Source organism: Streptomyces sp. RB17, from assembly GCF_009604455.1.
Taxonomy (GTDB): Bacteria; Actinomycetota; Actinomycetes; order Streptomycetales; family Streptomycetaceae; genus Streptomyces.
On sequence record NZ_WEGL01000002.1, the window covers coordinates 1 to 20391 of the forward strand.

The 20391-nt window shown below is 70.5% G+C and carries 15 protein-coding genes; 8 read left to right on the forward strand and 7 right to left on the reverse strand.

What is annotated here, in order from left to right; translation table 11 throughout:
• Positions 1-300 precede the first annotated feature (300 nt).
• From SRB17_RS07015 to SRB17_RS07030, 4 genes are all read left to right on the forward strand, one after another.
• Positions 301-891 carry a hypothetical protein gene (locus SRB17_RS07015; protein WP_153535973.1) on the forward strand — a complete coding sequence of 197 codons (591 nt, stop codon included), beginning with the start codon at positions 301-303 and terminating at the stop codon, positions 889-891.
• Between the two features lie 239 nt (positions 892-1130).
• A complete protein-coding gene (locus tag SRB17_RS07020; protein ID WP_153535974.1) occupies positions 1131-1463 on the forward strand; it encodes a hypothetical protein in 333 nt (110 codons plus the stop codon).
• Position 1464: 1 nt separating this feature from the next.
• On the forward strand, positions 1465-2493 hold the full coding sequence (locus tag SRB17_RS07025; RefSeq protein ID WP_153535975.1) for a caspase family protein: 1029 nt from the start codon (positions 1465-1467) through the stop codon (positions 2491-2493).
• A complete protein-coding gene (locus SRB17_RS07030) occupies positions 2490-4211 on the forward strand; it encodes a hypothetical protein (protein WP_153535976.1) in 1722 nt (573 codons plus the stop codon). Before SRB17_RS07025 ends, SRB17_RS07030 begins: the two co-directional genes overlap by 4 nt.
• Here SRB17_RS07030 and SRB17_RS07035 read toward each other — a convergent pair.
• From SRB17_RS07035 to SRB17_RS47495, 5 genes are all read right to left on the reverse strand, one after another.
• Complete coding sequence (locus SRB17_RS07035) at positions 4192-5913, reverse strand: APC family permease (RefSeq protein ID WP_153535977.1); 1722 nt, start codon at positions 5911-5913, stop codon at positions 4192-4194. The genes SRB17_RS07030 and SRB17_RS07035 overlap by 20 nt on opposite strands.
• Before the next feature lie 219 nt (positions 5914-6132).
• The gene (locus SRB17_RS07040; protein WP_323375120.1) at positions 6133-6972 is read right to left on the reverse strand and encodes an alpha/beta hydrolase; all 840 of its coding nucleotides are present in this window, start codon (positions 6970-6972) and stop codon (positions 6133-6135) included.
• Positions 6973-7353: 381 nt separating this feature from the next.
• A complete protein-coding gene (gene pstS / locus SRB17_RS07045) occupies positions 7354-8502 on the reverse strand; it encodes a phosphate ABC transporter substrate-binding protein PstS (protein ID WP_153535978.1) in 1149 nt (382 codons plus the stop codon).
• A 48-nt stretch (positions 8503-8550) separates the two neighbouring features.
• Positions 8551-8781, reverse strand: coding sequence for a hypothetical protein (locus SRB17_RS07050; RefSeq protein WP_153535979.1), 231 nt, complete (start codon positions 8779-8781; stop codon positions 8551-8553).
• A complete protein-coding gene (locus tag SRB17_RS47495; protein ID WP_323375121.1) occupies positions 8778-9413 on the reverse strand; it encodes a ParA family protein in 636 nt (211 codons plus the stop codon). Before SRB17_RS47495 ends, SRB17_RS07050 begins: the two co-directional genes overlap by 4 nt.
• A 319-nt stretch (positions 9414-9732) precedes the next feature.
• Between SRB17_RS47495 and SRB17_RS07060 the strand changes: the two genes are divergently transcribed.
• The 3 genes from SRB17_RS07060 to SRB17_RS07070 are packed head-to-tail and all read left to right on the forward strand — an operon-like array spanning position 9733 to position 15553.
• The gene (locus SRB17_RS07060; RefSeq protein WP_153535980.1) at positions 9733-10719 is read left to right on the forward strand and encodes a hypothetical protein; all 987 of its coding nucleotides are present in this window, start codon (positions 9733-9735) and stop codon (positions 10717-10719) included.
• A gap of 50 nt (positions 10720-10769) precedes the next feature.
• The gene (locus SRB17_RS07065) at positions 10770-12617 is read left to right on the forward strand and encodes an HSP90 family protein (protein ID WP_153535982.1); all 1848 of its coding nucleotides are present in this window, start codon (positions 10770-10772) and stop codon (positions 12615-12617) included.
• Between the two features lie 2 nt (positions 12618-12619).
• Positions 12620-15553 carry a hypothetical protein gene (locus tag SRB17_RS07070; RefSeq protein ID WP_153535983.1) on the forward strand — a complete coding sequence of 978 codons (2934 nt, stop codon included), beginning with the start codon at positions 12620-12622 and terminating at the stop codon, positions 15551-15553.
• Positions 15554-15664: 111 nt separating this feature from the next.
• Here SRB17_RS07070 and SRB17_RS07075 read toward each other — a convergent pair whose 3' ends face one another.
• Positions 15665-16108 carry a hypothetical protein gene (locus SRB17_RS07075; RefSeq protein WP_153535985.1) on the reverse strand — a complete coding sequence of 148 codons (444 nt, stop codon included), beginning with the start codon at positions 16106-16108 and terminating at the stop codon, positions 15665-15667.
• A gap of 125 nt (positions 16109-16233) precedes the next feature.
• Here SRB17_RS07075 and SRB17_RS07080 point away from each other — a divergent pair, with 125 nt between their 5' ends.
• Positions 16234-16512 (forward strand): hypothetical protein, encoded by a 279-nt coding sequence (locus tag SRB17_RS07080; protein WP_228395918.1) that lies wholly within the window; start codon positions 16234-16236, stop codon positions 16510-16512.
• An 81-nt stretch (positions 16513-16593) separates the two neighbouring features.
• On the opposite strand, the gene SRB17_RS07085 is transcribed toward SRB17_RS07080, so the two are convergent.
• Positions 16594-19914, reverse strand: coding sequence for a type ISP restriction/modification enzyme (locus SRB17_RS07085; protein WP_153535987.1), 3321 nt, complete (start codon positions 19912-19914; stop codon positions 16594-16596).
• Positions 19915-20391: the final 477 nt, after the last annotated feature.

Genomic DNA, 20391 nt, shown 5'->3' on the forward strand with positions numbered 1-20391 from the left:
ACCCTCCCCGGCAGCAGAGAAGACCAGGCCACGTTCATATGCAAGAACCCCGACTGCGACTTCCAGGGCAACGCCGACTGGAACGCAGCCCGGAACATCTTGCACCTGTACGGATCGGCCACATCAGTGTGGAGGTCCCGGCCGCCGGAAGGCGCGGTCGCAGGGCGGCCAGAACCGTCAAGCCTGTCACCGCAAGGTAGACGGGAATCCCCTTCCTGAGCTTGCGAAAGGAGGGGAGAACTTCAACGTTCCGGAGGACACTGGAAACAGGCGCTCGTGCTCGTAAGGGGGTGTGGGCTCGTGGTGACGAGACCGGTTCGAGGGAGATCGCTCCGTGCGAGGCTGTGGCGGTTCAGGCGCAGTCCGCTTCGACGGACCAGCGACCTCGTCGAGGCGTGGCTGCTGCTCCTCGCGTGGGTCGTGGGGGTGCTGGGCGGCGCGACCGCGGGCGTGTTGGCCGCGATGGTGGCGGACCAGGGCTTCGAGGAGGAGCGTTCGGGTCGCCGGGAGGTCGTGGCGGTCCTCCTGGAGCACGCCAGGGACGCGGTGCCCGGTCACGCGGACGTGAGCAGGGCCAGTGCGACGGTCCGCTGGACGACGCCCGATGGCGGCACGCGCACCGGCCGGACCACGGTGGCCGCTCACACCCGTGCGGGGACGCGGGTGCCGGTATGGGTGAATGCGCGAGGTGACCTGGTCTCCCAGCCTGCGGCGGAGTCCGATGCGGCTGTGAGGTCTTCCTTCGCCGGCGTGGGTGCCGCCGCCGTCACCGGAGGTGTGGCCTGGGGTTCCGCGTGGGCCGCACGTGCCCTGCTGGACCGGCGTCGTATGAGGCAGTGGGCGCTGGACTGGGAGCGCGTCGACACCCGGTGGGGTGGCAGGACCGCTTGATCCGCCACCCCCTCAGGCCTTCACGGCTTCACGACTCCTCGGGCCAGGCAGCCTCTGGGGGGCCTCGGCGCGTGGCGGCGCAGCGCCGAGGCCGGTACGCGGGCCGTGGCCGAGGCACGCCGATCGGGCCAGGGGCGCTTGCCTCGGTGAGTACGCTGGTATGGGCGTTGACGCGGGGAACCGCGGAACCGGTTTCGGTGTCCTGGTGGTGGACTTGAGCTCGAGGCGGGGGCGTTGGCATGGCGACGAGGATCTCGGTGACCGTCAAGGGGCTGACCGGTCTGGACGATCCGGGCCGGATGCTCGAGGAGCTGGAGGCGCAGACCGGTCTGTCCTGGGGTGCGCAGGCGGTCGACAAGGGCAAGGTGCTGACCGGCGGCATCGTCGAGATCGTCCTCGTGACCGTGGTCGGCAAGGCGACCGAGATGGCCGTGTCGGCCGCGGTGGACGCCGTGAAGGGGGTTGTCGAGCGCTGGCGCGGTGAGCGGCTGGATCCGCCCGAGACCTCGGTCGGCACCGAGTCCGTACCCGACTCCGCGGCGGAGCCGACGGCGCAAGGGCTGGACGGCTGAGATGGCGTCCCGTGCGGTGGTGATAGGACCGGCGAGGTACGCCGTCGGCTCGGGGATGGACAGCCATCCGCCGATCGGTGAGAGCGCGCGTATGTACGGCGAGGTTCTCGCCGGCGACGACATGTGGGGTGCCGACTGCTGCCGCGTCCTGACCGAGGACGAGGTCCGCACGGCTGACGGCGTGATGAGGGCGCTGCAGGAGGCTGCGGACGAGACCGGGCCCGACGACATCTTCCTGGTGGTGTATGTCGGTCACGGTCAGTACTGGAGTGACGTTCCCGGCGCGCAGGTCCATTTCTCCCTGGGCTCGTCCCACCGGGACAAGCCGTGGACGTGGCTCTCCAGTTGGTATGTCTACCGTGTCATGCGCAAGGCCAGGGCCAGGCTGAAGGTCCTGATCGCCGACTGCTGTTACTCGAACCTGCTGCCTCAGCTGGGGGAGGAGCCCGTCCTGCCCGGAGTTCTCGGCGCGCTGGACGAGGGCACCTGTGTCTTCACGGCCGTCAAGAACGCCAGTTTCGCACCTGCTGACGGCTGTTCAGCCCTGCCGGGGAACCTCTCGAAGTGCACACCGTTCAGCGGGCATCTGCTGCACATACTGCAGGATGGCACGAGGGACCACAATCACCAGCTCACCATCGGCCTCCTGCGGGAGGCGGTGAAGAAGGAGATGGAGAACTGCACTGGCGCCCAGCACCAGGTACCGAGGATGTCGCTCAACGACGCCCGTGACGGCACCCCGCTCTTCACCAACCAGATGGAGCTCAAGAAGCGCGACCCGGTCCCGCAACTCCCGGTCGAGCCCGCGGACTGGGTCAAGACGTTGATGATGGACCGGGACTCCGGCCTCGACGAACTGCTGAAGGACGAGCGGAAGACCGGCGACGTGGTCGCCCTGCTCAGCGCCAGGCCGGATGAGGCCGGCCGGCATCTCGCGCGGCACATCGACGTCAGGGCCAACCAGACGTTCAGCTCGCCCCACGCCTTCGCCCGCTACTGGAACCAGGTGGAGAAGGCACTGCGCGTATGACGGGGGGCCAGCAGGCCGCGGGCTCCGGCGGGGCGGAACGTCCGGCGGGAGACGGTGCGGCGGAGCCGTGGAGCTTCGGCTACGAATGGGTGACCAAGTGCTCGGTCGCCGCCTTCAAGGAGCGCATGCAGGCCATGCGGGAGGGCGAGCGGCCCGTCACCGAGAGCAGCGAGCGGCCCCGGCCCGCCAACGCGATCAGGGCCCTGCACGCGTTCGCCATGCTCAGCACCATCGACCGGCTCATCGAATGCGCGGTGAGTTTCGACTACCGGGACGCCGTCAACATGGTGGCCACGGCGGCGCTGAGCCGGAACATCATTCACGCCGCGGAACTCGCCATCCGGCAGTGGGATGCCGAGCGTGCGAGCGAGGGTGCGCACCCGCGGCTGACGGACGGCGTCATCCATGACATCGCCTGCCAGCGGACGGTGCTCGACGTCGCCGTCTTCGTCCGGGAGTGCCGGGGCGCCGGAAAGAGCGAACTGGTGGACAAGACGCTGCGCGTGTTCACCACACCGAGTTCGGGGCGGACCAATCTCGACAAGGCCCTCCTCTACATCGCGCTGCGTGACGAGAAGTGCGGGGAGGAGGCCGCCGAGCTTCTCCGCCAGACCCTCGTCGCGATCACCGAGAACGTGCACGTGCCGTCGCAGGCCTCGTACACCGTTCCCCGGGAGTTCCAGGATCTCGCCGGCGCCCTCCACCAGCTCAGTCCCTCCGAGCGGATCCTGGAGGAGTGGGTCGACGCACAGTTGCGGATCCCGGATCACGTACCCGAGACGCGACGGATCGTGGCCCATCTGATCGCCACCCGGACCGACGGCCCCGACACCCTCGTGGAGCATGTCGGCCGACGGCTGTCCCAGCATGACATCGCGGAGATCTGCGGCCAGTTGGCCCGGCAGGGGGCCTTCGAGAAGTGCGTGCTGATCCGCGAGCACGCCGCGTCGCGCGACAACGTGGAGCACCTGGCGGAGATCGTCATCGCCTGGCACCGCTCGGAGGCTCTCACCAGGACGACCAAGGACCTGCTCGCCGACATCGTGGCAAGGGGGACGGCGCGAGCGGACGGGCCGCGTTCGCCGGTGGAACTCGACTACCTGGACACGGTCCTGGGCAACTTCAACGCCCAGCCGGAATGCAGGAGGCTGCTGCGCATCGCCGCCGCGGCGCACACCGACGGCCGCTCAGGAACCGATCTGGCCGGTCTGCTGGTCAGGATCGAGCGGCCGAGGGACCGCAACCGCGTGGCGCAGACGATCGCCCAGCGACTGGCCGTGCGCGTCCTCGAACAGGGCGCCGACGCCGGGCTGTTCGTCGAGTACGTCAGAGGGCTGCGGGGCCGCGGCCGCGCCGAGGCCGTCGACCTGGCCTGCAAGGAACTGGCGGACCCCTCCGACCCCGTCGGGGTGCTCCGGGGCTCGGGCGCGGTCATCGCCGAGATCGCCGCCTGCCTGTACGGCGCGGCGCTGCCCCGCGACGGCTGGGACCTGCTCGAACGATGCCTGGAGAACGAGCAGCGCGTCACCCCGCAGGACGTGGCGCTGGTCGTCGACCGGCTGCGCACCGGCGCGATGGAGGAAGCGGACAGGCATTTCCTGCTCCGTGCCACGGTGGGTCGCTGGTCCGACGCGAACCGTCGGGAGGAGGCGGTCGAGGAACTGCGTGGCAGGGGGTTCGAGGCGGAGGCCACGGAGGTCATTCGTTCACTGCGCTAGCGGCCGCGGCGGGCCCGCCGGTGCCCGGAACCGGGAGCATGGGCGCCACGTCGGCCATGTGGCGTCTGGACGCGGCGACCAGGCCCTCGAACGCCGCCAGCGCCGCGGCGACGGCCAGGAAGCCCCCGAGGAGCTTGGGGAGGACACCGACCGAGGAATCGCCCAGCAGGGTCAGCAGCGTCAGCACCGCGAGATGACCGAGCAGCCAGAGCGCGGCCTGGGCGACGGGGCTGGTGCGCCAGTGCCGTAACTGTGTCACGTGCACCTTGGCGTCGTACATCCGGCCGAAGGCGGGCAGCCGGCGGGCGACGATCGGCAGGCACAGCAGCAGGGCACAGCCCATCGTGAGGGTCGCCATGCCCCGCCACAGGGGGGCCCAGCCCGCCCCGTAGAGGATCAGTGCGATCAGGGCGAAACCGGCCCGCGCCAGGACCTCGCGGACGCCGCGCCGCAGGCGGGACCAGCCGGTCAGGTGGTCGCGGAGCGACACGAGGACGACGCCCGGGACGGCGTAGACGACCAGGGTCAGGACTCCGGTGATCGCGACGAGGGAGCTCCAGCTGCCGCCGACCGCCAGTAGCGCGACGCTCGCGACGAAGAAGTCGACGACCAGGACCAGCCAGTACACGTCGTACCGCCGCTTCAGCGACGCCTTGCGGGCGGTCTGCAGCCCGCGGTGGGTGAGATGGGCCCGGCTGAGCGCCGCCACCTCGCGGGTGAGCGCATGGGCGAAGACGAGTCCGGCACCCATGGGGGAGAGCACGGCGCCGATCCTGAGCAGCCAGCCGAGCCACCACAGGGAGAGGGCGAAGGCGAACTGGGCGTAGGGAGAGGGCTCGTTGCCGGCCGGACTCCAGTAGGACGCCTGGTACTTCGTGAACACGACCTGGAGCGATATGTACAGGACCATCGCCCCGCTGATCGTTCCGAAGACCGCCCTGCGCAGCCGGGCCGCCTCGCCGATTCCCCGCCCCCACCGCTTGATGTTCCCGGCGAAGTCCAGCGGTCCCTGGAAGCCGACGTAGGCGAAGATCACGCCGCTGCCGACGACCGCGGCCAGGGCGGCGCCGGCGCCTTTTCCGGGGCCGCTGCCACTCGGGTGGGGACTGTGGTGGCCGAAGCCGGCCGTGATCAGCAGCGCGACGGTCAGGACAGGGATGACGACCTTCACCACCGTCAGCCAGGAGTTGATCCTGAAGAAGATCCGCGGCGCCACCAGGTTCACCGCGGAGATCGCCGCCATGAACACCAGCGCGTAGCCCCAGCCCTTGAGGGTGAGCGCCTGGGAGGAGTCCAGGAGCCCGTGGACCTTCCAGGACAGGCCCCTCGTCATCGCGACGGCCTCACTGGCGAGGTTGATCGCGTAGAACATCCACAGGCCGGCCGCGACCACCGTCGCCACCAGCGCGCCGCTGCTCTGCAGCGGCAGGAATATCAACCCGCCGGTCTTGGGGGCGACGGTGCCCAACTCGACCATGACCGCGGCGATCAGCAGCATGAGCAGGCCGCCGAACACCCAGGCCAGGTAGGCGTCCGAACCGGCACGGCGGAACGCGTCGTCCGCGCCCAGCAGCCAGCCGGAACCGATCATGCCGCCGGCCGCCAGGCCGACGAGGTGGAACACCGACAGCCGCCGCTGCTCGTCCTCGTCCTCGGCCCGCACCGGCTGCCGGCCCCGAGGCCTCACTTCCCGGACACTCATCCGTCCTGTTCCCCCGCGTAGCGTCGGCAGATCCTCACGCACAGTGGCGAACAGGGTACTGGTCGGTGCGGGCCGGGGATACGGCGTTCCGGCCCGCACTCACTCTTTCCGCCTTGCTGTCAGGCGTGGTTGGCCGGGTTCACCGACCGATCGGGCGGGCCGGGACTGTCGCCGTGCGCCGACGTCGTGACCGACCGGGGAACCGGGGTGGCGACGGAGTCACCGGGATGCCGCGACCGATGCCGCCGTGAGTCTGTCCACGGCCGTCGCGACCGCCTCGGGGCTGGAGATCATCGTCAGGTGCCGGGCGCCCGGGATGAGCGTCGCGGGCGGGGCGCCGATGCGCCGGGCGGTCTCCTGCGGCGTCTGCCGGGTGAACACGTCGTCCTGCGCACCGAACACCACCGACTTGGGCAGGCGCACCCCGGCGAGCCGGGCCACCTGGTCCGCCGGCAGACCCGGCACCCCGGCGGCCAGCATGCTCCAGAGCGCGCTCTCCGCACCCGGCACCCGGAGCGGGCGCCGCCACTGGTCCAGGCCCGCGGCGTCCAGCCGCGGACAGGAAGGCCCGCACTGTGCGTCGTACAGGCTGCGGACCAGCGCGTCGATGCCGAGCCCGAGCCGCAGCAGGCTGGTGCGATACGGGTCGATCAGCACGTACTTGAAGGCCGGCGGCGGCCCGGCACCCGTGTCGAGGGCGTCGCCGTCGAGGAGCATCACACCCCCCAGCCGGCCGGGGGCGCGCAACGCCGCCTCGGTGACCACGGCGGCTCCGCTGGAGTGCCCCACCAGCAGCGGGCGCTGGCCCGGACCGCCGAGGTGCATGGCGTCCAGGAAGCCCAGGAGCTGCCGGGTGAAATGGTTGACGGTGTACGGGCCGTGGCGCTCGCTGTATCCGTCGCCCGTGAGGTCGAGGGCATACACCCGGTGGTCGCGGGCGAGCAGCGGCGCAAGGCGCGACCAGGTGTCCACGGATTCGAAGGCGCCGTGCACCAGGACGACCGGCGGGCCCGCCGTACCCCAGGTCTGGTAGCGCGTGCGGATGTCGGCGGCCTGCACGTACCTGAGTCCCCGTGGCGGCGCGGCGCGTCCGGCCGTGACGGCGTTGTAGACGAACGAGGCCGCTGTGACGACCGTCAGCAGGAGGGCACAGCCCAGCGCGGCGCGCCTGAGCCACCGGCGCAGCCGGGAGCGGCGTGGCGGGTGCGGGTGCTCGGCAGGGAGCGACGGCGGAGCGGATGCCGGAGCGGCGCCCCCGGCTCCCGCTCCCGCTCCGTCTCCGTCTCCGTTTCCATCTCCATCCCCGTCTCCCGTTCCGGCTCCGGCTCGGCGAAGATCAGCTGTCACGCCTCACAGCATCGCCCATGGCACACCCGTGGTCGTCCTGCGTGGGGAGCCATCGTGACTACTCCGCCGGGTGTAGGGCGTCATCCCGTGGGCTCAGGACAGGTTGCTGATCTTGCTGCGTACCTTGTTCACGATGGTGGCCGGGAGCGTCGCGTAGCCCTGGAAGCTCAGGTCCTGCTGGCCCTGCGCGTCGGTGATGTACGTCAGGAACGCCTTGGTGGCGGACCAGGTGGCGGGCTCGTTGCCCTTGTCGCAGACGATCTCGTACGTGACCATGTCGATGGGGTAGGCGCCCGGTGCCTTGGTCGTGTAGTCGAGTTGGAGCACGAGGTCGTCGTCACCGGTGCCGGCGATCTTGGCATCGGCGATCGCCTTGGACGCCGTGAGGACACTGGACGCGACCGGAGCCGAGGCGCCGGTCGCGATCGACACCGTGGGAATGTTCCGGGCGATCGCATGCGTCAGCTCGACGTAGCCGATGGCGCCCACGGTCTTCTTCACCTGTTCGGCGAGGCCCGTGGAACCCTTGGCGGACTGGCCGCCCTTGGCCGCCCACTCCTTGTTGTGCCCGTACGGCCAGGCGCTCGGGTCGGCCGCGCTGAGGTAGGAGGTGAAGTTGTCCGTGGTGCCGGAGGAATCCGAGCGGTGCGAGGCCTGGATCGGTGTCGCCGGCAGCCTGGTGCCGGGGTTGAGCTTCGCGATCGCCGGATCGTTCCACTTCGTGATCTGCGAGTCGAAGATCCTGGCGAGGGTGGGGGCGTCCAGGACCAGCTTGCTGACCCCCGGCAGGTTGTAGGCGATGGCGATCGGTGCGCCGACCGCGGGCAGGTGGACGGCGTGACCGCCGTGGGAGCAGACACTCTTGGACCGGGTGATCTGGGCGGCGCTCAGTGCGGAGTCGGAACCGGCGAAGGCGGTTGCACCCTTGAGGAAGTCGTTCTGGCCGGCTCCGGAGCCGTTGCCGTCGTAGGTGATCCGGGTACCGGGGCAGGCTCGCATGTAGTTCTTGATCCAGAACCGCATCGCGAACTCCTGCGCGGTCGAGCCGGAGGCCGGTACGGTGGCCGACTGGCCGCACGCCACGCCGATGGCAGCCGTGGCGGCGGGGGAGGCAGCCGCGGACGCTCTCCCCGAGGTCCGGGAGCCGCCGCCCGAGCCGCAGGCCGCCAGGACGAGGACACCGGAAGCCAGCGCCGAGCCGACCGCCAGGGTGAACGCCCCGCTATTGCGCCGAAGCTTCAATCTCCGGACTCCTTCCTTGTGTAGGTGCGTGAGCGATGCCCGGCCGGCCTACTGGTCCTGTCGCAGCGGTCGCAGGACCGCCTCGCCGGCGCGCACGAGCGCGGACAGCGGTTGTCCGGCCCAGCCGGTGAGGTCACGCGCGAAGGAGAGGTCCACTTCGATGGTCACCTTGAGGTAGCGGGTGTCCAGCCGAGTCACTTTGGTGGGAGCGGAAGCGTGGCCTGTCGTGTCCGGCCGACGCTGCAGTGCGGCTCGATAGGTGTCCTTGCGCTGGTTCATGCCCTGTCCTGACGGTCGATGAGCTCCGCTGCGAGATCCATGTACGCCGTGCCCTTCACCTCGACGGGTCTGCCGAAGGACTGGGAGTACAGGTCGAGACGTGGGACATGCGTGGACAACACGTCGAAACCCCGCTCCGTGAGGGCTTCGCGGGCGTCGGCATCGGGACCCGTACGCGTGGCGTCGGGGCGGTTCGTGCGGTTCAGCAGGACGGCGGTACGGGCCGGGTGGGAGCGCAGGGACTGCATGTCGTCCATTTCGCGGTCGATGGGCGCCATGCGGTCCAGTTCGATCGGGGCCGGGGTCACGGGCACGATCCACTCGCTCGCGTAGCGCATGACGCCCCGGGCGATGTGGGCGTGGTCCTCCAGCTGCGGGGCGTCGAACACCACGGCCCGTCGGTTGTCGAGAAAGTCGTTCACCCGCCGGTGTACGTCGCCCACGGGAAGGGAGAGCACGGGGAACGGAAAGCCGCCCGCCAGTTCGCTCCAGCGCAGCGCGGAAGAGGCGGGGTCGCTGTCCACGAGCAACGGCGACAGGCCCGACGCGTGCAGCGCGTGGGCCAACCAGACGGCGCTGGTCGTCTTCCCCACACCGGGTTTGAGGTTCACGAATGCATAGCTCAGCGGCACAGGAGCCGACGCTAACGGCCCAGCGCCGAGGCCCGCCGTCGACGCGGAGCCGCCGTGCACGGTTCACCCTGCGGCGCCGGTGAATCATTCCCGCGGGCTAACCTCCCGACCGCAGTCGCCTCCTCGGGGCGTCCATGCCGGTACACGTCCCCCTGTGCCGCTTCCCTGTCGCGTTGTCGGCCGGGAAGCGGCACGGGCGCGAGATGGGACCAAGCCGTGAAGCACCGCCGGAAACCCTGTGGAAGCGGTGTCGGTGGGGCCGCTTATGCTGCACCGGACGATCACTGGACGATCACGCGGAACCTGGGGAGGGCGCGGCATGTGGGGCAAGCTGTTCGGCAGGGGTGCGGAGAGACCGGCGGCGGATCCGCACGCCCTTCCCGTCCCGAACAAGCAGAAGAACGGGATGTACACGCTGCACGCGCTCGGGGACGCGCGGGTGCTCGCCCTGGTGGAGGCGGCCGAGGCGGGTGACTGGGGGGCGGTCAAGGCGACGCTGGCCCCCTTCGATCTAGGCCGCGACCATCAGGTCCTCGGTGAGCTGGCCGACCTGGACGGTGTGCAGGACTGGATCGGCCGGGCCGTCGCGGAGGATGCGGAGCACCGGGCGACGGCCCTGCTGATATCCGGGGCGCGCCACATCATCTGGGGCTGGGAGGCGCGCACCAGCGCGCGTGCCGTGGACGTCACGCAGGAGCAGTGGCGGGTCTTCCACGACCGGCTCCACATCGCCGAGGAGCACCTGTTCGAGGCCACCGAGCTGCGGCCGGAATGGGTCACACCATGGCGCCGCCTCCTCACCTCCGGCCGCGGCATGTCCCTGGGCCTCGCCGTCAACGAGACCCGGCGCGACGCCGCCCTGCGCCGCGACCCGCTGGACCTGGAGACCCACATCGAGTGGGTGTCGCAGTTGCAGCCCCGTTGGGGCGGCGAGCCCGGCGAGGCCCTGGCGTTCGCCCGTGAGGCGTTCGCCGGGGCGCCCGAGGGCCATCGTCTCGGCTGTGTGATCGCCATGGCCCATATCGAGGAGTGGGTGGAGTCGGACCGCAAGGACTGCCTCGACACACCTGGCGTCCAGGAGGAGTTGAGGGCCGCGGCCAGACACAGCATCCTCCACCCCGCCTACGAGCGACGCCCGGGCTGGCAGGAGGACTTCAACATGTTCGCCATGGCCCTGGCGCTGTCTTCCGAGAGCATCGTGGCCCCGCGCGTCTTCCACGAGCTGGACGGCGCCTACACCTCGTGGCCATGGAAGTACATGGCACAGCCGGAGAAGATGTACGCCCGTTTCCGGCGTACAGCCTGAGCCCGCCACCCCGCCTGCCACTCCTCGATCACCCCACCCCGGACTGCCCGATGACTCTTTCCGACACCCCTTCGAGCCCGGCCGGCGCCGACCGCACCTTCCAGGTGGACCTGCGCGGCCTCGTCGACCTCCTCTCCCACCACCTCTACTCCAGCCCCCGCGTCTATCTGCGCGAACTCCTGCAGAACGCGGTGGACGCGCTGACCGCACGGCACGGCCTCGAACCGGCCGCCCCCGCCGACGCCTTCGGTATCCGCCTGTACGCCGACGGCTCGGTGGTCCGGGTCGAGGACGACGGCGTCGGTCTCACCGAGGCCGATGTGCACAGCTTCCTCGCCACGATCGGCCGCAGCAGCAAGCGTGCAGAGCGGATCGCCGAGCAACGCGGCGACTTCATCGGCCAGTTCGGCATCGGCCTGCTCTCCTGCTTCCTGGTCGCGGACGAGATCCATGTCCTGAGCCGATCCGCCCGCACCCCCGACGCCCCCGTCGTGGAGTGGCGGGGACGCGGTGACGGCAGCTACACCGTCCGTGCCCTGCCCGCCTCCGCCCGTCCCCGACCCGGTACCACCGTCACACTGACGCCGCGCGCCGACGCGGGCGAGTGGACCCGGCCGGCCGAGGTGCACGCGCTGGCCCGGCACTTCGGCTCCCTGCTGCGCCACCCGGTGACCTTCGGCGACGGCACGGGTGGCCCGGGCGCATCCGTCAATCCCGAGCCCGCACCGTGGGCGCGTACGTACCCCACGCCGGGCACCCGCTCCCGCGCGCTCGCCGCGTACGGCGAGGAGGTCTTCGGGTTCACGCCGCTGGACACCATCGAACTGGACCTGCCGGCCGTGGGCCTGAAGGGCATCGCGTGCGTGCTGCCCGAGACGGTGCCGGCCGGGCGCCGGCACGGCCACCGCGTGCACGTCAAGGGCATGCTGCTGTCCGAGCAGGCCGAGGAGATCCTGCCCGAGTGGGCCTTCTTCGTCCGCTGCGTGGTCGACGCCGAGAGCCTGCGCCCGACGGCGTCCCGCGAGTCCCTGTACGAGGACGACACCCTCGCCGCGGTCCGTGACGCCCTCGCCGAACGGCTGCGCGCGTGGATCGCCCGGACCGCCGCCGGCGACCCCGACCTCCTCGGCCGCTTCCTCCAGGCCCACCACCTGGCCGTGAAGTCGCTCGCGGTGCACGACGACGAGATCCTGCGGATGCTGCTGCCGTGGCTGCCGTTCGAGACCACCGACGGACACTGCACCCTCGACGAGTTCGCGCGCACCCACCGCACCGTGCTCGTGACCTCCAGCGTGGAGGAGTTCCGGCAGGTCGCGGCGATCGCCTCGGCCGCCGGGCTCGGCGTCGTCAACGGCGGCTACACCTACGACCGTGAACTGGTCCACCGGCTGCCGGAGATCAGGCCGGAGGCCAGCGTCGCCGACCTCGACCCGGCCACGCTCACCGCCCACCTCGACCCCGTCGACCGGGAGACGGAACTGGCCGCCACGGCCTACCTCGCCCAGGCCCGCGACGCCCTCGCCGTCTTCGACTGCGACGTCGCGCTGCGCACCTTCCAGCCCGCCTCCGCCCCCGCCCTCCTCCTCGACAGCCGCGAGGCCCGGCACGAGCGCACCCGTTCCCGGCTCGCCCGTGAGCAGCAGGGAGGCCTGTGGGGCGACATCCTCGGCCACCTGCGTCAGGAGGCCCCGCGGGCCCAGCTGATCCTCAACCAGCTCAATCCGCTGGTCCGTACGGCCGTCACCATCGACGAACCCGAACTGGCCCGCACCAGCGCCGAAGCCCTCTACGGGCAGGCCGCGATGCTGTCGCGGCGTCCGCTCAGGCCCGCCGAATCGAGCCTCATCAACCGCTCCTTCCTCGACCTTCTCGCCCACGCCCTCCGCAAGGACAGCTGACGATGCCGACCGCACCCCAGACCACCGACGAGCTGTACCAGGCACTCCAGGAGAACGACCGGCGCCCCTACGGTCGTACCCGCACCGTCACCGCCGAGGAACTGGCCGACGCCGCCGAGCAGTTCGCGGAGCCCCTCCCGCTCGTCCACGCGCTCCTCGAACTCCAGGAGGCGTACACCTACGGCTCCGAACCCAGGAAGTCGCCCGTCGTCTTCGCCCGTCTGCTCACCCTCTTCGACGAGCAGCCGGACGTCTTCGACGAGCGCCTGCGCCACTCGCTGTTCTGGCGGTTCAAGTGGGTGGCCAACGCCCTGCGCCAGCTGCCCGAGATACCGCTGGCCAGCCTGCGCCAGTGGTCGGCGGAGATGCGCGACCGGTACGAGAGGGCCGGCCTCGGCCTGCAGCCGTACTACGGGCAGGCGTACCAGCTCGCCGCCCACGTCGGCGAGGACACCGACCTCGCCTACGAGCTGTGGGCGGGCCGCACCCGCACCAGACTCAGCGACTGCGAGGCCTGCGAGACCTGCGAACGCGCCCTGTACCACCTCGCGGCGGGCGACGACGAGCGGGCCCTCGCCACCTGGCAGCCCGTCCTGGCCGGGAAGGAGTCCTGCCGGGAGGAGCCCGCCCGCTCCGTCTCCTACGCACTGCTGCCCCTGCTGCGCACCGGCCACGCCGACCGGGCCCGCGAACTGCACCTCGCCGGCTACCGGGCCTGCCGCCGCGACCCCTCGATGTCCGGCGAGGTCGGCCGGCACCTGGAGTTCTGCGCGCTGACCGGCAACGAGGCACGCGGCCTGGAACTCCTTGCAGAGAACCGGAGCCTGTTCGACGAAGTCGACTCGCCGCTGGACCAGCTCGGCTTCCTCACCGGCGTGGAGGTCCTCCTCCAGCGCGTCGAATCCCTCGGCCACGGCGAACTGCCCGCCGCCGGATACGCGGGCCGCACCTGGACGGTGGCCGGCCTGCGCGCCGAGGTCCGTGGCCGCGCCGACGACCTCGCCGCCCGCTTCGACGCCCGCAACGCGACCACGGCCCACACCGACCGGCGCAGGGCCCGCCTCGACCGCGCCCCCCTCCTGGACGCACTGGAACTGACCCTGCGCACCCGCGGCCTCGACGACGTGGCCCCGGCCGCCCCGGCTGCCGCGCCCGCCCCCCGCACCGCCGCCGCCGTCCCCGAGTCGCTGCCCGAACTCGTCGTCCGGGCACGGGCGTCGGAGGAGCAGGGGCATCCGGACGCGACGGCCTGCTGGGCACGGCTGCGCACGCTCGTCGCCGTCCCCGACTACGCCCACCCCGACGACCCGGCCGTGGGACCGCTCGTACGGCTGCGTGCGGACCTGCTGGCCGACGAGGCGCGCCGGGCGGGCGAGAAGGACGAGTTCGAGAAGGCCGCCGCCCTGTACGAGGAGGCCGCGCGCCTGTACGACGAGGCCGGAGCGCCGGGTGACGCGGTGCTCGCCCGCGCCTGCGCGCTGCTCCCCGCGGCCGAGATCCCCGGGGAGAGTGCCGGCGAGGCCGAGGCGAAGGCCGCCGCGCTGACGGCCGCCCACGCGGCCCTCGTCCGGCTGCACGAGCAGACCCCCGGCCTCGCCCCGTACCAGGAGGCCCGGCTGCTGCGGCTGCGGGCGACCGCGCTCGGCCTGCGGCTGCAGACGTCGAGGAACGAGGAGCACATCGCGCCGGTCTTCGCCGAGGTGGACCTGCTGCTCGACTTCGCCACCCGGCACGACATCGCCGGACAGGTCTCCGGCGCCCTGCTGCTGCGGGCCAGCACGTACGCCCTCTCCGGCGATCTGCCCGCCGCGGCCACGGAGATCGACGCCCTCCTCGACCGGCTGAAGGCGAACGGCCCCGCCTGGCACCTGCCCCGCACGCTCGGCCTGCGCGGCCGGATCCAGCTCGGCCTGAAGGACGCGCAGGCGGCGCACGCGGACCTCACCGAGAGCCTGCGACTGGCCGCCGACTGGCCGGCCGACACGATCGACACCGCCCGCCTCCACGGTGATCTGGCCCAGGCCTGCATGTACCTGGGCCGTCCCGACGAGGCACTGCGGAACCTGACGCGCTCCGCGGAGCTGGAACTGCGCCACGGCAGCCGGACGGACGCGTTCTGCACCTACAGCAACGCGGCCCGGCTCAGTCTCGACCTGGGCCGCGTCGAGGACTGCATCGCCCTGCTCGACTCCCTCCTGGCCGAACCGGACGTCGCCGCCGGAGAGCAGGACGACCGGCTCGTCGCCCAACTGCGGCTGACCCGCGCCCGCGCGCTGCACGCGGGCGAGGACCTCAAGGCCGCCACGGCGGAGTTCGCCGCCCTCGCGGCCGAGTCGGCCGGCTGGGACGACGACCCCGGGAGCCACGCCATGATCGCCGCGGAGACCGCCGTACTCCTCGCCGAGTCCGGCGAGTTCGGCCGGGCCCGTGAGGCGGCGGACCAGGCCCTCGCCGCCCACGTCCGGGCCCCGCGCTACGAGCAGCTCAGCAACTGCCTGCGCGAACTCGCCCGCCTTCAGGCCCAGCAACAGGGTGCCGAGGGCCTGTCCGACGCCCTCGCCTTCCTCGCCGACGCGGGCAGGATCGCCGACGAGGCCCGCGCCGCGGGGTACGAGGCCCGCGGCCGCTCCCTGGACAGTGCCCTGGCCTACGAACACGGACGGGTGGGCGCCTACGCCGGTGAGTACGAGACCGCCCTGGCAGCCCTGGACAAGGCCCTCACCCTGCTCGGCGAACCGGGACCCGACGAGGACCACGCCGGCGAGTGGGCCGAGTGCGTCCGGCTCGCGGGTGTCGTGGAGGGCGTGTACCTGGAACGCACCACCCCCGCCCTCACCCGCCTCGACGCGGCGGTCTCCCGCCTCACCGCCCTGGGCCACACCGAGGAGAGCGAGCCGCTGACCTCCCTGGCGACCCGGCTGCGCGACGAGGGGTGATATGGCGGGCGCGGTGCCGGGGCCACAACCCGCCCCGGCACCGGGGGCGCCGCCGTCCCTGGTCACGTGCGCGCTGACCGCGACCTGTCGCGTCCGGCGTGCGCCCGGTGGTCACCGGTGCTCGGTGGGTACCGGCTGGGCGAGGGGGCTGATGCGCCGGGCCGGCGGACGGTCCCGGGGGCGGGCCGCGGCGAGGGCGGAGAGGCTGACGGCGGTCAGGTCGAGGACCGCCAGGGTGAGGCCGGCGGCCGAGTCGAGGACGCCGGGATCGTGGCGCCGGCGCTGCCGGGAGACGCCCGCGACCAGACGGCGGAACTGCTCGGCGACCGGTTCGCCGAGGGTGGCCTCGGGCAGTAGCACCGCGGGGGACCGTCCCTGCAGCCGGGCGACGGCCGCGGCGATCACGCCCGCGAACAGACCGCCGGGACCCAGTCCCAGGACGGCCCGTACCCGCAGGCCGCAGGCTCGCACGTCGTCGGTCCACGGCACCAGGTACGCGTCGAGGTCCAGCCCCGAGGGCCGGTGCCCGGCGGGGCCCGGCAGGGCCTGCCACACGGTGTGCTCGGTCTCCAGCAGCGGCGCCGCGTCCCGCAGATCGGTGCCCGTCGGGCCGAGCAGGGACCACCCGCTTCACGGACGGCAGCTTCCAGCAGCTGAGCTGCGTCGCCGAGGAACTCGCCTTGAGGCTGCTGCTGAATGCGACGAACGGGACCCTGGAGACCTTCGGACTGCTCAACGACGGCGTCTCGGCTGCTCTCGACGCGTTCACGAACAACGTCTACGAGGACATGGACCACGAGTGGCTCTACGACGACTCCATGGACGGCGTCGACGAGAGCGCCGTCGGAGCGGCTCTCGGCGTCGCACCGATGGCGTTCAAGGCGTGGTTCACGCCGTTCAACGAGGGCAGGTACGTCCACCCGTCCGCGGCTGATGAACCTGAGGGGGCAGCGCAGTGAGTTGTCCCGCTGCCCGCCCCTTACACAGGCAGGTTCTGCCGGAGCCACGGGCCTGACACCGAAGACGAGCCGCTGCTTCACTCACAGGTCGAACAGTGCGTCGCCCGCATCCGATGTCGCCCTCAACGCCTTGGTCGCCTCTGTGGGCACGGGAAGGATGCCCACTGTGGTCAGGTCCGTCACCGTGATCAGTGGGCCCGCGCACACCTCATTGAAGAGGTCGGCCTGTGCCGGCTCCTCGCGCACGAGCAGGCCGAGGACATTCAGCAGCTCCAGCAATTCCGTGGTCCATGAGGGAAGCCAGCGCCGAGCGAACTCATGGTCCAGTTCGAGGCGCCGCTTGCCGGCGGGATTCTTTCGGCGGTAGCCAAACCACTTGTCGAGAACGTTCATCCCGGACACTTCGTACTCCCGGACCGCGCGAGGCACCGGACTGATCCGTCCACTGCCGACCCACAAGTCCTGTGTCACAGGGTCGTACGCCAGCTTCTCCGGCATGGCTTCCGCATGGTCCGGAATCTCCGCGACGCATCGGGGGCGGTCGCGTGGTAGCAACACCCTGCCGTACGGCCTACAGGCCGTCTCATCGGCGTACCGCTCGCCGTAGGTGTGCAGCCACAGGACTCGCTGGCCGATGGCAACCGCCCGCTCCCACAGGTAACGGTCAGCGGTGAGGGGTATCCGGGCTCCCGGGACTTCGAGGTCTTCCTGGAAGCGAGCTGTGTACTCCGGGTGGGACGCGATGGCGGCGATGTAGGCCAGCAGGTCTTCGGCGACGACCGGTACGCCGAGCTGCCCGGAGATCAGGGGGAGCAGACCGGGCGTGACGTTGGGCAGCGTACCGGCGGCGTTGCGGTAGAGCGGACGGGCGCAACCGCTGCGGTTGTTGAAGTAGTGCATGTCGGGAATGAGGGCGCTGAAGACCAGTGCTGGCCCGTTGACCACCGGGTGGGCGTTCTGCTCGATGGTATAGATCTGGCGGTCGCTACGGACTCGCCAGAGGTCTGCTCTGCCGCGTTCCATCAATCGGCTGTCCGGCAGAACATATTGCCGGTCGAACGACCGGAATCCGATGCGCACCGTTTGAGCGTTTACCCTGTGCTCGGTGGCGAGTGTTGTCCGTCCATGAGATTCGACCCCCGGCAGGGGCGGGACATCGTCATCAGGCGTTCGCTCTCCCGAGTTTCCGAGCATCTCGGCACGCCGCTCGGTGTCCGCAGCGACAAAGCGCCGCCACCGTTTGTGGAGCGTGTCCTCGTCCGGTGCATAGACCCACATGCGTCCCGGGGTGACGCCACGGGACGACCACGGCATCAGGTCTCTCAACTGCGGGCAGGATTCCCACAGATCGCTGCCGGGTGGCAGGAAGGCATCCGTCCCGCCCGTGGCGCACTCGCGCCATTCGGGGTCGTCGAGCCTGAGGGTCGTCAGGCGTTCGATCTTCTCGTCGCGGCGCCCGCCGACCTTGAGGTGTCTTACCTTTGCGGTCCGCCGGTCTGTCCGCCGCCTGGTGCTGTCCCGCCATCGTACAAAGATCGCGATGCACAGCTCCTGAGCGACCTCAGGGAAGATGCGTGTCGCGACATCCGCGCGGTGGCCCTCCGGCGACAGGTCGATGATCCAGCCCTCGTCGGCGGTTTCCCGCAGGTAGCGCCGCATTCCGGCGAACGCCCGCCCCTTGAGCCATGCCTTCGGTGTGATCAGGGCGACGACACCGAATGGAGCGTCGTCGTGTGCGTCGAAGACCTTCCAGGTGGCCCAGCGCCAGAAGTAGACGTAGAGGTTGGCGATCTTCGACTCATACCTGCCGTTACCAGGTTGCCGGAAGGCCCCCAGCGGGGCGGGGATGTCCGCCTCGGGCTCGCCTCGTTCCACCCACTTGCCGGCGCCCCGACTCACGGCGTCGTGAGGCGGGTTGCCCATGACGACCATGACACGCTCGTCCCGCTTGACCTGGTTGGCCTGGCGGCGGGATTCGGCGAGCGCCCGGTAGGTGTGGGGGATCCAGTTGAACTCGGCTGTCGGGCTGTCCAGGGCATCAGCCACCAGCAGCCTGAGGCCCTGGGAGGGGGCCGCGGACCCGTACTGCTTGAGCATGGCGTGCATGCGCAGTTCTGCGACTGCGAACGGACCGACCTGCATCTCGAAGCCGACCAGCCGACGCCCCACCATCTCTCGCAGACGCGGGCCCACCGCGCCCGGGCCCTCTTCTTCGGCGATCGTCTCGGCAGCGAGCTCCAGTGCCGACAGCAGGAAAGTGCCGGTGCCCATGGCCGGATCGACAAGGACCACATCGGGAGAAGCGAAGCCGGACGGAATACGGAATCCCTCCCGTCTCAGGACGTCCTCAACCAGCCTGGCCATAGCCGAGACGACACCACGCGGTGTGTAGTACGAGCCGGTGCGTATCCGCAGCTCAGGGTCGTAGATATGAAGGAAGTGCTCATAGAGCAGGAAATAGGCGTCGCCCGTGCCGTCGTCCAGCACGTCCCATCTGACCGCGCCGATGACACGGAGCAGTGTGTTGAGCGTGGTGGACAGTCCAGCGACCGAGTCTCCGGCTAGGGCGTCAAGGGCCTGGCCCATCAGCGAGTGCTTCTTGCCCAGCTTCGTGGCGATACTGTGCATGGTCTCGCCCTCGAAGGTGATCTCCTCCACCCGAGCGAGCAGAAGGGCGAACACGACGGCTTGACCGTACTGTTCGACGAATTCGGCGTCGGTCGCCTCCGGGAACAGCAAGTGCCGCCAGTCCTTGGCCAGTTTTGTAAAGCTTGGCAGACGGCGTCGGCTCTTTTCTTGAGCGATGGCCTCACCGACCTCTTCCGACAGAAGTTGGCAGAGTCCGGCGACTGCGCGGATGAGCTGGCTCGTGGTGCGGGGGGTCTGCGGCTTCCAGGTCAGGAAGTCGTACAGCACCCGCGCAAGCGCCCCGTCGGCGGGAGTAAGCCGGGCGCCGGAGGTGAGGACCGAGCCGCGCATGTGGGCCACTTCGCCGACCTGCTGGCCCTGCTGGTGGACAGAGAACTCGTTCCCGTCGCAGAGCAGTACGTTGTTGAGCAGCCGCAGTTTCGCCCACTGTTCTGCGTTGCGGCCTGTATAGACGGACGGGTCGGCCTGGGTGCCCGGCTTCTTGAGCTCGATGTAACCGACGAGAGCGCCGCCGACCTGAACCGCATAGTCAGGGCGAGCCCCCATGTCGACGAGCGGAACCTCGCCGATGAGGGTGACGTCTAGACCGAGGCCACGGCACACGGACCGGATCATGTTCTCCAGCGGCCCCCGCAACTGGTCCTCCTGCCACCCGCTGCCTCTCAGCTTCGGCGTGACCTCCGCTCCGAACGCGGACACAGCGGTTTGGACTGCCTGTTCGAAGCTGTCATGGATCCTGCGTCGGGCACGCATACCGCCCCATCCCCCAAGGCGGGCAGATCCGGCCGACGTCAGGTCGGCGCGGCTATCTGCCGCACCTTGCTCCCGTCGGGGTCGGACTTCATTCCGGCCCTCGCTGTTCCATGACCGTAGGAGGGGAGCGCGGGGTGCATGGAGGGTGCACGTAAGGGCGCACGGAGGCGCGTATGCGTGCAGTGTGTACCATCTGAACGCCGGTGCGCTGCATTGCCAACAATGCCAAGGGCAACAATCTCAGCTCTAAGGCTGCCTTCTGGTGTTCAGTCCGTTTTCCGAGACGGACCGGCGCTACGGTCTGGGGCGCGTGGGGGCGCGTGGCACCCCGTTCACGAGCGCGCACATGAGAGGGATGCGGTGACGCGGTGATCATGGTGGGTGCGGTTGTTGCCCGCTGGGAGACCCCGACCAAGATCTTCTGCTGGATTTCCCCAAACGATCTCCAGAAGCCCGTCAGGGGCCTGATCCGCTGAC